The following is an 11,109-nucleotide window of genomic DNA, read 5'->3' as shown; positions in this document are numbered from 1 at the left end:
TTTCCTCTTTCAGAGTCAACCCTGAATTTCAGGATTTTTCTCTTCAACCGAACTGGCTGTTTGTGTGAAGTGATTCACATCCGCCGTGTCGATGGAGGCGCATTATAGGGAGTTCTCGAGCGCCTGCAATAGAAAAATGGCAGAAAAATGACTGACTGCTGCATTCCCCAGCAAAACCCCGCTTTATACCCTTTTACACACAGAATTATCCACAGAAGCGCGATGAAAGGGCGACAAAAGCCCGGTGGGTCAGCTTCTATATAAAGAAGAAACGGTGGCTGAAAGAGAAAGATAAAAATTCGCGAGCGTTGCGCAAACGTTTTCGTTACAATGCCGCGCTATGACACGGATGCCCGGTTGGGTGCGTTAGGTGAGTTTTTAGGCAAAAACTCACCTAACGCTCTCTGTAATGTTCAAATCCTGGGGATTTAATACCATGCAACAACGTCGTCCAGTCCGCCGCGCTCTGCTCAGTGTTTCTGACAAGGCCGGTATCGTCGAATTCGCGCAGGCGCTTTCCGCTCGTGGTGTCGAGCTGCTGTCCACCGGCGGCACCGCCCGCCTGCTGGCAGATAAAGGCCTGCCGGTTACCGAAGTCTCTGACTACACCGGTTTCCCGGAAATGATGGATGGACGCGTGAAGACCCTGCATCCGAAAGTACACGGCGGCATCCTCGGTCGTCGCGGTCAGGATGACGGTATCATGCAGCAGCACGGTATTGCGCCTATCGATATGGTGGTCGTTAACCTTTACCCATTTGCCCAGACCGTCGCTCGTGAAGGATGCTCGCTGGAAGACGCGGTGGAAAACATTGATATCGGCGGCCCGACTATGGTGCGCTCCGCAGCGAAGAACCATAAAGACGTCGCTATCGTAGTGAAGAGCAGCGACTATGACGCCATCATTAATGAGATGGACGCCAACGAAGGCTCCCTGACGCTGAACACCCGCTTCGATCTCGCCATTAAAGCCTTCGAACACACCGCAGCTTACGACAGCATGATCGCTAACTACTTCGGCAGCATGGTTCCGGCCTATCACGGCGAAAGCAAAGAAGCCGCTGGCCGCTTCCCGCGCACCCTGAATCTGAACTTCATTAAGAAGCAGGATATGCGCTACGGCGAAAACAGCCACCAGCAGGCTGCCTTCTATATAGAAGAGAATGTCAAAGAAGCTTCCGTGGCAACCGCTACCCAGCTGCAGGGTAAAGCGCTCTCCTATAACAACATTGCCGATACCGATGCGGCGCTGGAGTGCGTGAAAGAGTTCAATGAGCCAGCCTGCGTGATCGTCAAGCACGCTAACCCATGCGGCGTTGCCGTCAGCGACTCGATTCTCGACGCCTACGATCGCGCATACAAAACCGACCCAACCTCCGCGTTCGGCGGCATCATCGCCTTTAACCGCGAGCTGGATGCAGAAACCGCGCAGGCGATCATCTCTCGCCAGTTCGTCGAAGTGATCATCGCGCCGTCCGCCAGCGAAGAAGCGCTGAAGATCACCGCCGCGAAACAGAACGTCCGCGTACTGGTCTGCGGTCAGTGGGATACTCGCGTTGCCGGCCTCGATTTCAAACGTGTCAATGGCGGCCTGCTGGTTCAGGACCGCGATCTCGGCATGGTCACTGCGGGCGAACTGCGCGTGGTCAGCAAACGTCAGCCGAGCGAGCAGGAACTGCGCGATGCGCTGTTCTGCTGGAAAGTAGCGAAATTCGTCAAATCCAACGCCATCGTCTATGCCAAAGACAATATGACCATCGGCATAGGCGCCGGTCAGATGAGCCGCGTCTACTCAGCGAAAATTGCCGGGATTAAAGCCGGTGACGAAGGTCTGGAAGTGAAAGGTTCCGCCATGGCCTCTGACGCCTTCTTCCCGTTCCGCGACGGCATTGATGCCGCAGCCGCAGTGGGCATCACCTGTGTGATCCAGCCGGGCGGCTCTATCCGCGACGACGAAGTGATTGCTGCCGCTGACGAACATGGTATCGCCATGATCTTCACCGACATGCGCCACTTCCGCCATTAATTCACGGAGCTACAGATGAAAGTATTAGTAATCGGCAACGGCGGGCGTGAGCACGCGCTGGCCTGGAAAGCGGCCCAGTCGCCGCTGGTTGATACCGTCTACGTCGCGCCGGGCAACGCAGGTACTGCGCTGGAGCCGTCGCTGCAAAACGTCGCCATCGGCGTTACCGATATTCCGGCGCTGCTTCGCTTCGCGCAGGATGAGAACATCGATCTGACCATCGTGGGCCCGGAAGCGCCGCTGGTCATTGGCGTGGTTGACGCATTCCGTGCCGCAGGGCTGACCATCTTCGGGCCAACCGAAGGCGCCGCGCAGCTGGAAGGCTCAAAAGCCTTCACCAAAGATTTCCTCGCTCGTCATCATATCCCGACGGCGGAATACCAGAACTTCACCAAGGTCGAGCCTGCGCTGGCTTATCTGCGGGAGAAAGGCGCGCCGATCGTCATCAAAGCCGACGGTCTGGCAGCGGGTAAAGGCGTTATCGTGGCGATGACCCTTGAGGAAGCTGAGGCGGCGGTCAAAGATATGCTGGCCGGCAACGCCTTTGGCGATGCTGGCCACCGCATCGTGATTGAAGAGTTCCTCGATGGCGAAGAAGCCAGCTTTATTGTCATGGTCGACGGCGAGCACGTCCTGCCGATGGCCACCAGCCAGGATCACAAGCGCGTCGGCAACGGCGATACCGGCCCGAACACCGGTGGGATGGGCGCTTATTCTCCGGCGCCGGTCGTGACTGATGAAGTCCATCAGCGCACCATGGAGCGGATTATCTGGCCAACCGTGAAAGGCATGGCCGCTGAAGGCAATACCTATACCGGTTTTCTGTATGCCGGTCTGATGATCGACAAACAGGGTAACCCGAAGGTAATTGAGTTCAACTGCCGCTTTGGCGATCCGGAAACCCAGCCGATCATGCTGCGCATGAAGTCCGACCTGGTAGATCTGTGCCTCGCCGCCTGCGCGGGCAAACTGGACGAGAAAACCTCCGAGTGGGATGACCGCGCGTCGCTGGGTGTGGTGGTTGCCGCCGGCGGCTATCCGGGCAATTACAACACGGGTGATGAGATCTTCGGCCTGCCGCAGCAGGAAGCGGCAGATGGTAAAGTCTTCCATGCCGGCACCAAACTGGCAGACGACCAGCGCGTCGTCACCAACGGCGGGCGCGTGCTGTGCGTGACCGCGCTGGGTGAAACCGTGGCGCAGGCGCAGCAGCGCGCCTATCAACTGCTGACCGATATTCGCTGGGACGGCAGCTTTAGCCGTAACGATATCGGCTGGCGCGCCATCGAACGTGAAAAAGCTAACGGCTAAGTTTTGCCAGCAGCGTTTTCCGCGTAATGCCTAACTGACGGGCGGCTTCAGTTTTGTTGCCGCCCGTTTTTTCCAGCGCCGCCAGAATCACCTCTTTTTCAACTTCCACTAACGGCTGAATCAGCGCGTTCTCGCTACCACCCGACGGCAACGGCGTGCCCGCTATCGCCAGCGGCAGTTCTCGTTCGGAGATATAGTTTCCGGTCAGCAGCACCACCGCCCGCTCCACCGCGTTTTCCAGTTCACGGATATTACCCGGCCAGGGGTAGTGGATCAGCAGATCCATCGCCTGCGGCGTAAACCCCTGCACCGTTTTGCGATTGCGTTCGGCATAGCGCTTAAGAAAGTGTTGCGCCAGTAGAGGAATGTCTTCCCGGCGCTGACGCAGCGGCGGCATATCAATGGTCACGACGTTCAGGCGATAATAGAGATCCTGGCGAAAGCGCCCGGCGCTCACCTCCTCCGCCAGATTACGATGGGTAGCGGCAATCAGCCGCACATCAACGGCAAGCGTCTGGTTACTGCCAACGCGCTGCACCTCGCGTTCCTGAATCGCCCGCAGCAGACGCACCTGCATCAGCGGTGAGATATCACCAATTTCATCAAGGAACAGCGTGCCGCCATCCGCCTCGACAAAACGCCCTTCCCGCCGCCGATCCGCCCCGGTAAACGCCCCTTTTTCATGACCGAACAGCTCGGACTCCAGCAGCGACTCATTCAGCGCCGCGCAGTTTAGCGTCACCAGCGGCTTCTCGCGGCGTTCGCTGCAGGCGTGAATGGCGCGCGCCACCAGTTCTTTACCGGTTCCCGATTCGCCGCAGATCAGCACCGTCGCATCCGAGGGCGCCACCAGCGTGATATTGTTGATAAGCGCCTGCATTGCCGGGCTATCGCCAATCATTCCCCATCGTAATTCTGTCGCGCCGCTGAAATCGCCCTCGCTCTGCCGGGTGTGTGCCAGCGCCTGAACCAGCGTCTGCTGTAGGGTGTCAAAATCCAGCGGTTTGACCAGATAATCCAGCGCCCCGGACTTAATGGCCTCCACCGCCGTGCCGACGCTGGAAAACGCCGTCATGATCAGCACCGGTATCGCCGGGTTATAGGCTTTTATCTCTTTTAACGTCGCGATACCGTCCAGCTCCGCCATACGGATATCGCACAGCACCAGGTCGAAGACCTGGTGATGGATCTGCTCCAGCGCCTGCAGGCCGTTGTGAGCTAATGCCACCTGATAGCCCCAGCCGCGCAGCAGCGCCTGCAGGATCGTGCAGTGGCTGACGTCATCATCGACAACCAGAATCTGTACTTTATCGCTGCTCATCTTCCCTCCGTTGAGCATCCACCGGTAGCCAAAGCGTAAATATCGCTCCGGCCCCCGGCTGGCTTTCGGCGCGGATTGTCCCGCCATGTTGTTCGATAATATTCTGTACCACCGCCAGCCCCAGCCCCGTGCCGTCCGCCTTGGTGGTGAAATACGGTGTGAAGATGGCCTGCAGCTCTTCATCGCTCATCCCCTTACCGCTATCCGTGACGACGATTTTCACCCGCTGACGATCGGCTTCGCTTGCCGATACGCGAATGACGCCGTCGCGGCCAATCGCCTGCATCGCGTTCAGATACAGATTCAACAGCACCTGGTTCAGACGGTCGGGGTCGGCTTTAATCGAGGTTAATTCAGGACGCGGAGTAAATTGCAGTGCGATCCCGCGACTCTGCGCATCCTGGCTTACCAGCTGCAATGAGTGCCGGATAAGCGCATTGATATCCACCGGCTGGTAATTTAAATGCGCGGGCCGGACCAGCTCCAGCAGCTCGCTGACCACCCGGTTCAGGCGGTCGGCTTCTTTCGCCATCACCTGGGCTAATTGCTGCGCTTCGCCGCCTGGGGGAGTGCGTTCGGCAAAATACTTCGCCAGCCCTTTAATCGAAGAGAGCGGATTGCGGATCTCATGCGCGACACCCGCCGCCAGATGGCCAAGCGCCACCAGCTTTTCTTTGCGGGCCATCGCCTCCAGCAGCTGCTGGCGTGAGCGACGATAGCGGCGGAACCAGAACTGAGCGAGGATCGTCGCCGCGATGACCAGCGCCGCGGCACCCAGCATGATCATCATGTTACGCTGGCCGCGGGCCTGCGCCGCATCCAGCTCGCGGCTATCAAAGGCGATAAAAATCACCTGCGGGACAGTGGGCTGAGCCAGCGCGCTGTTGCCGCGATTCATCATCCCCATATGATGGCCGCGAGCAGGATTGAGCGGGCGGAACTGGCGATAGATCTCCAGCGCCGGCTGCGGTTCGCTAAGCCGGCGCCAGCGGGCCTGTTCGCTCACGTGGAGTTCGCGCATCTGCGCCGGACTGTACAGCGCGTTATCCACCTGTTGCGGATCGCTATGGGCGATGATTTTACCGTTTTCATCGGTCACCGCGAACCACAGCACTCCAGGCTGCCAGGCCATCTCTTCCAGCAGGGCCTGCAGCTGCGCATGATGCATACGCATCCCCATCCCGACGCGCGTGCCAGACTCCAGCGCGCGGATCAGCACGCTCCCCTTCTCCTCAATGGTTTGTCGGGCGGCGGTCGTCTCACGACCGTAGTCGCGGACGATCATTACGGAGAACAGCATGACCAACAGCACCATTGCGCCGGTCAGCAGCCAGCTCAGGGCGTCCGCAGTGGCGTGCCGGGAGAAAGGTTTGATCTTCATCGGTGAGTCCTTGTCATCTCTTTTTCGCTTTCTGCAGGATCCTTCAGCAGAAATCATGCCATTTTCCCACGCCGTCAATCCTGTTCTCAAACATATCGCCTGCGGTTTAGCGAGTAAAAATGACCCACCTGACCCGCCAGGAACGGGTCATTTTTACTCACCTTCCCCATCGGCTCCTCCGGCAGGCCCGTACGGGCGGGCTTTTTCAGGCTGGCATGGAAGATGCAATAACGAGAGAAACCACACAGGAGATAATGCCATGAAACGGAACCGTAACTTACCTCTCACCCTCGTCACCCTTGCCGTACTGACCTTTGGCAGCAACGCGGCCTGGGCCAACCATCACTGGGGCGATAACAACAGAATGGGCGCGCAGGGTTACAGCCAGCTGACCCAGGAGCAGCAGGCTACCGCGCAAAAGCTGCATAACGATTACGCTGCGCAAACCAGCGCCCTGCGCCAGCAGCTGCAGTCCAAACGCTATGAGTACAATGCGCTGCTCACGACGCAAAAGCCGGACAGTGGAAAGATTGAAGCTGTCGCTCAGGAGATGGAAGGCTTACGCCAGAAGCTGGATCAGCAGCGGGTGAAGTTTGATGTCGCCCTGGCTGAGGCGGGCGTTCCCCGTGGCGCAGGAATGGGATACAACGGCTGCCGCGGTAACGGCGGTGGTCATATGGGCATGAACCACTGGTAATCGTTAGAAGCTTTTTTCTGTCGGCTGCCAGGTGCAGAAGTTTTCATTGGCGACCAGCAATAGTTGAGAGCCTTCAGACGCCTCCAGCCAGGCGATGCTCACCGCGGCGGAGGAATGACTCTGGCGACGTTCAATATGCGCCAGGGCCCGGCTATCGAGGTCAGGCTTCACCGTCTGACCTTCGCAGGTCAACACGGTATGCGCGGCAGCGTTCCAGCGCCCCTGACGCAGGACGACGCGTCCCTGGCGGAGAGCATCGCTGGTCTGGCGGATCTGCTCGGCGCGATAACGATACAGTGCGACCTGGTCGCTGGAGAGCTGTTGCTTCTGCCCGTCGACTTCCCGCTGCATAAAGCTGAGATCGCCCTGCGCGTCGAAGCGGGCGCGAATATGTTCCGGCGGCTTACCGTAGACATTGAGTTCGATAAACGTCAATTGATCGCCCTGCCAGCGATATTCACTGGTCGAGGTATCCCCGTGACGCCACGGGCTGAAAGCGGCGAGAAGATGGACTTCATCACCTGAATCTTTACGCCAGATACGCATCGCCCCCTGATTATCCGCATAACCGCTGGCGGTAAACGGTGGAAGCGAGGCGTCGTGGCTGCAGGCAGTCAGCAACAGGATGCCCGCCAGCGCCAGAGGCCGGCGCCAGACAGACAAAAGGGGCTTAATAGCCCCTTCGATAAAACTGTTCACTGCCACGCGGTCTTACTTAACTGCGTCTTTCAGTGCTTTGCCAGAAACAAATGCCGGCACGTTAGCTGCAGCGATTTTGATCTCTTTACCGGTCTGCGGGTTGCGGCCAGTACGCTCAGCGCGGTGGTTCACTTTGAAGGTACCGAAACCAACCAGTTGAACAGCATCACCTTCTTTCAGAGACTCAGTAATTGCAGCCAGGGTAGATTCCAGGGCAGCTTTAGCCTGTGCTTTGGACAGGTCAGCTTTGTCCGCAATTACATCAATCAGTTGAGTCTTGTTCATAAGTTATCCTTACAATGTGTTTATCGCTTGCTAAGCATCGAGTGCGACGGAAATGCCAAAAAAGCACCCTCCTGCATACACGCACCGATAGCCACTTTTTTTCGCCCTCCAAATGTAGACCAGACGGGGGGCGGAATGGAAGCCTTCAGACGCTACAATTCAGGCGGTAAATCACGTTTTCTGGTCTCACTGCTGAAAATTTATACCAATATTGCTCTCACCGGCCTCACGCAGGTCCGCGCGCAGACCTTTTATCAGCTCAAGGTCACGCTCTTCGCAGTCGGCCAGCAGGCGGAAAATTTCCCACTGAATATCCCATTCCTGCTCTACCGCCGGGTTCGCTTTCAGCTCTTCATCGGTCATTTCGCGACCGGCCTGGGTCATTTCCAGCATCGCCACGCTGGTGATGGATGTCTTGCTCACCTCAATCGCGTGCTCAAGTGTTTCACCGCTCAGACGCGAATGGATCAGTTCGCTCAACGCCACGCAGGCGTCTATAGCCGGGTAAACACCGTACAGGTCGAAATCATCTGCCGCCGGGATGGCCTCTTCCAGCTTCTCCAGCTGACTGTCGAAATTCACCTTCGCATCTTTAACCGTCAGCGTTTCCCAGATCAGGTCCAGGATACGACGGTACAGCTGGCCGTCGCCGAACTCGGTTTGCTTGCAGAACATGGCGTAGTTAGGGTACATACGCTCGCACAGGCAGGCCATAAAAGTGACATGCTGCCAGCTTTCCAGCTTCTCCAGGCGCAGGTGAATCGGGTTTTGTAACATGATGAATTCTCGAAGTCAGAAATTAGGCGCAGTGTACCTGAATCAGCCGTGATTTGCTTGCCAACGCACAAACGACGGACGACGGGACGCCACCGCATCGGCCCAGCGCGTCGGCTCGGGGAGACGATAGCCTCGCATGCAGCGCTCAACCCACATTAAGGCGCTGTCCATGCCCACCCGGTGACCGGTGCTAATAAACAGCGGGTTGCAGCGCACTTTGCTGCGCCAGACCCAGGCCAGTTGCTCATTTTTATCCATCAGCGGGGCCAGTGCGCCGGGCTCATCACCCAGTTCGCCGATTTTTCCGCACAGCCGTTTTTTCGCCACCCCGATGGTCGGCACGTCAATCATCAGACCAAAATGGCTGGCGACGCCGAGCCGCCGGGGATGGGAGATACCGTGGCCGTCGACGAAGAGCAGGTCCGGTTTTTGCGAAAGCTGCTCCCACGCCGCCAGCAGCGCAGGTGTTTCGCGAAACGAGAGAAAGCCGGGAATATAGGGCATGGTGGTGGCGACGCGCGCCACCTGATACTCCACCAGCTCAAGCTCAGGCCAGGTCAGCAGCACCATCGCAGCCCGGGTCACTTCCCCTTCCTGCTCAAACCCGACATCCGCGCCGCCGATCAACGCCGGCGGGTCGCGATCCAGTCGATCCGCTCGCTCGACCGACGCGGCTAACTGTTGTTGTTGGGTACGTAGCGCGGCTAAATCCATACGGCTTATCTCCTATTGATGATAGGGTGTGGAAAGACGATGCACCGCCTCAACAAAGACGCCCGCATGCTGCGGGTCGACATCCTGATGGATGCCGTGACCAAGGTTAAAGACATGGCCTTCGCCCTGGCCGAAGCCGGCGAGAATAGTCGCCACTTCCTCTTCAATACGCGGGGCGGGAGCATACAGCATCGACGGGTCCATATTGCCCTGGAGCGCCACTTTGTGACCTACGCGACGGCGAGCATCGGCGATATCGGTGGTCCAGTCGAGTCCCAGCGCATCACAGCCGGTCTCCGCCATCGCTTCCAGCCACTGGCCACCGCCTTTGGTGAACAGGGTCACCGGCACGCGGCGGCCTTCATTCTCCCGCAGCAGGCCATCGACAATTTTATGCATGTAGTAGAGCGAGAACTGCTGATAGTCGCGACCGGTCAGCACCCCGCCCCAGGTGTCGAAAATCATCACCGACTGCGCGCCGGCTTTGATCTGCGCGTTGAGGTACAGGGTGACGCTCTTCGCCAGCTTCTCCAGCAGCGCATGCAGCGCCTGCGGTTCGGCGTACATCATCTTTTTGATCACAGTGAACGCTTTGCTGCTGCCGCCTTCCACCATGTAGGTCGCCAGCGTCCAGGGGCTACCGGAGAAGCCGATCAGCGGCACTTCGCCTTTCAGTTCGCGGCGAATGGTACGCACGGCGTTCATGACATAGCCCAGTTCCTGCTCCGGATCCGGGATTGGCAGCTTGTCGACGTCGGCTTTGCTTTTTATCGGCGAGGTGAAGCGCGGACCTTCGCCAGCTTCAAAGTACAGCCCCAGACCCATGGCGTCCGGGATCGTCAGGATGTCCGAAAAGAGGATCGCCGCATCCAGCGGGTAACGGCGCAGCGGCTGGAGCGTCACTTCGCAGGCCAGCTCGGCATTTTTACACAGCGACATAAAGTCGCCCGCTTGCGCACGGGTGGCTTTGTACTCCGGTAAATAGCGGCCCGCCTGGCGCATCATCCACACCGGGGTGACATCAACCGGCTGACGCAGCAGCGCGCGCAGGTAACGATCGTTTTTCAGTTCGGTCATTTTTACATTCCTTTAGCGTTGATGCGCCCAGTGTAACATGTCACTCGAACTCTGCCCGACACATCGCCACCGTATCTTCGATAAGCCGACGCGCCACCGTGCCCGGCGGTGGCAGGAGCGGCAGATTGTCATAGCGGTACCAGTCCGCGGTCAGCAGCTCTTTTTTGTCGACCACGATATCGCCATCCGCGTAATCCGCCATAAAAGCGGTCATCAGCGACTGCGGGAACGGCCACGGCTGAGAGGTCACATAGCGCAGGTTTTTCACCTTGATGCCGCTCTCCTCCATCACCTCGCGGGCCACCGCCTGCTCAAGGGTTTCACCCACTTCGACAAACCCGGCCAGCACGGTGTGCACGCCGTTACGATGGCGGGTATGTTGCGCCAACAGGATCGAATCATCGCGACGGATAGCGACGATAATGCAGGGGGCAATTTGCGGGTAATAGCGTTCACGGCAGTGGCTGCACAGCATCGCCCATTCGCTTTTGCTGGCATGCATCGGATGGCCACAGTAGCCGCAAAATTTATGCGATCGATAAAATTCGGCGAGCTGGATCCCTCGCCCCGCCAGCTGGAAGAGACCCGGATCCTGATCCAGAACCTGGCGTAACGATCCCATGTCATGGCGGCGATCCTGGCGCACCATCCAGACGGACTCGCCCTGCCACTCGCCAATATGCAGCGCATGCTGTCCGACAAGATCGAAATTAACCGCTTCGCCATGTGGTAATTCTCCACCAGGCAACCATAATTTTTGTTCGTGACTGACAACCCACCAGCCGCGATCTAATTTTTCAATAATACGATCCATATCTATT

Annotated in this window: 11 protein-coding genes; 3 read left to right on the top strand and 8 right to left on the bottom strand. The window is 58.2% G+C overall.

The annotated features are described in order from the left end of the window. Nucleotides 1-436: 436 nt before the first annotated feature. The gene (purH, locus tag HMPREF3096_RS01830) at nt 437-2,026 is read left to right on the top strand and encodes a bifunctional phosphoribosylaminoimidazolecarboxamide formyltransferase/IMP cyclohydrolase (protein ID WP_016160095.1); all 1,590 of its coding nucleotides are present in this window, start codon (nt 437-439) and stop codon (nt 2,024-2,026) included. A 15-nt stretch (nt 2,027-2,041) separates the two neighbouring features. Then, the gene (gene purD, locus HMPREF3096_RS01825; protein WP_032732191.1) at nt 2,042-3,337 is read left to right on the top strand and encodes a phosphoribosylamine--glycine ligase; all 1,296 of its coding nucleotides are present in this window, start codon (nt 2,042-2,044) and stop codon (nt 3,335-3,337) included. Here purD and zraR read toward each other — a convergent pair. Both zraR and zraS read right to left on the bottom strand, forming a co-directional pair. Continuing rightward, complete coding sequence (zraR, locus tag HMPREF3096_RS01820) at nt 3,327-4,658, bottom strand: sigma-54-dependent response regulator transcription factor ZraR (RefSeq protein WP_016160093.1); 1,332 nt, start codon at nt 4,656-4,658, stop codon at nt 3,327-3,329. The two genes, purD and zraR, sit on opposite strands and share 11 nt — an antisense overlap. Beyond that, nucleotides 4,645-6,039, bottom strand: a complete 1,395-nt coding sequence (gene zraS / locus HMPREF3096_RS01815; RefSeq protein ID WP_032732190.1) for a two-component system sensor histidine kinase ZraS — start codon at nt 6,037-6,039, stop codon at nt 4,645-4,647. Before zraS ends, zraR begins: the two co-directional genes overlap by 14 nt. 259 nt (nt 6,040-6,298) lie before the next feature. Between zraS and zraP the strand changes: the two genes are divergently transcribed. Further along, nucleotides 6,299-6,736 carry a zinc resistance sensor/chaperone ZraP gene (zraP, locus tag HMPREF3096_RS01810; protein WP_032732189.1) on the top strand — a complete coding sequence of 146 codons (438 nt, stop codon included), beginning with the start codon at nt 6,299-6,301 and terminating at the stop codon, nt 6,734-6,736. Between the two features lie 3 nt (nt 6,737-6,739). On the opposite strand, the gene HMPREF3096_RS01805 is transcribed toward zraP, so the two are convergent. From HMPREF3096_RS01805 to nudC, 6 genes are all read right to left on the bottom strand, one after another. Further along, the gene (locus tag HMPREF3096_RS01805; RefSeq protein WP_012969176.1) at nt 6,740-7,435 is read right to left on the bottom strand and encodes a DUF1481 domain-containing protein; all 696 of its coding nucleotides are present in this window, start codon (nt 7,433-7,435) and stop codon (nt 6,740-6,742) included. 12 nt (nt 7,436-7,447) lie between these two features. After that, a complete protein-coding gene (hupA, locus tag HMPREF3096_RS01800) occupies nt 7,448-7,720 on the bottom strand; it encodes a nucleoid-associated protein HU-alpha (RefSeq protein WP_002884342.1) in 273 nt (90 codons plus the stop codon). A 186-nt stretch (nt 7,721-7,906) separates the two neighbouring features. Beyond that, entirely contained in the window at nt 7,907-8,497 is a 591-nt protein-coding gene (locus HMPREF3096_RS01795) for a YjaG family protein (protein WP_012543208.1), read from the bottom strand. A gap of 42 nt (nt 8,498-8,539) precedes the next feature. Next, nucleotides 8,540-9,211, bottom strand: coding sequence for a deoxyribonuclease V (nfi, locus tag HMPREF3096_RS01790; protein ID WP_008807992.1), 672 nt, complete (start codon nt 9,209-9,211; stop codon nt 8,540-8,542). A gap of 12 nt (nt 9,212-9,223) precedes the next feature. After that, nucleotides 9,224-10,288, bottom strand: a complete 1,065-nt coding sequence (gene hemE / locus HMPREF3096_RS01785; protein WP_008807993.1) for a uroporphyrinogen decarboxylase — start codon at nt 10,286-10,288, stop codon at nt 9,224-9,226. 40 nt (nt 10,289-10,328) lie between these two features. Then, nucleotides 10,329-11,102, bottom strand: coding sequence for an NAD(+) diphosphatase (gene nudC / locus HMPREF3096_RS01780; protein ID WP_008807994.1), 774 nt, complete (start codon nt 11,100-11,102; stop codon nt 10,329-10,331). Nucleotides 11,103-11,109 lie beyond the last annotated feature (7 nt).

The sequence above is a fragment of the Klebsiella sp. HMSC25G12 genome (genome assembly GCF_001807705.1).
GTDB classification, from domain to species: domain Bacteria; phylum Pseudomonadota; class Gammaproteobacteria; order Enterobacterales; family Enterobacteriaceae; genus Klebsiella; species Klebsiella variicola.
Note: the sequence above shows the minus strand (reverse complement) of the source record. Positions and strands in the feature narration are given on the sequence as shown.

Excerpts from the sequence above, each read along its gene's own strand:
- nfi (WP_008807992.1), bottom strand. The coding sequence starts at position 9,211 with ATGGATTTAGCCGCGCTACGTACCCAACAACAACAGTTAGCCGCGTCG.
- purD (WP_032732191.1), top strand. The coding sequence starts at position 2,042 with ATGAAAGTATTAGTAATCGGCAACGGCGGGCGTGAGCACGCGCTGGCC.
- zraS (WP_032732190.1), bottom strand. The coding sequence starts at position 6,039 with ATGAAGATCAAACCTTTCTCCCGGCACGCCACTGCGGACGCCCTGAGC.
- hupA (WP_002884342.1), bottom strand. The coding sequence starts at position 7,720 with ATGAACAAGACTCAACTGATTGATGTAATTGCGGACAAAGCTGACCTG.
- hemE (WP_008807993.1), bottom strand. The coding sequence starts at position 10,288 with ATGACCGAACTGAAAAACGATCGTTACCTGCGCGCGCTGCTGCGTCAG.
- zraP (WP_032732189.1), top strand. The coding sequence starts at position 6,299 with ATGAAACGGAACCGTAACTTACCTCTCACCCTCGTCACCCTTGCCGTA.
- zraR (WP_016160093.1), bottom strand. The coding sequence starts at position 4,658 with ATGAGCAGCGATAAAGTACAGATTCTGGTTGTCGATGATGACGTCAGC.
- purH (WP_016160095.1), top strand. The coding sequence starts at position 437 with ATGCAACAACGTCGTCCAGTCCGCCGCGCTCTGCTCAGTGTTTCTGAC.
- nudC (WP_008807994.1), bottom strand. The coding sequence starts at position 11,102 with ATGGATCGTATTATTGAAAAATTAGATCGCGGCTGGTGGGTTGTCAGT.
- HMPREF3096_RS01795 (WP_012543208.1), bottom strand. The coding sequence starts at position 8,497 with ATGTTACAAAACCCGATTCACCTGCGCCTGGAGAAGCTGGAAAGCTGG.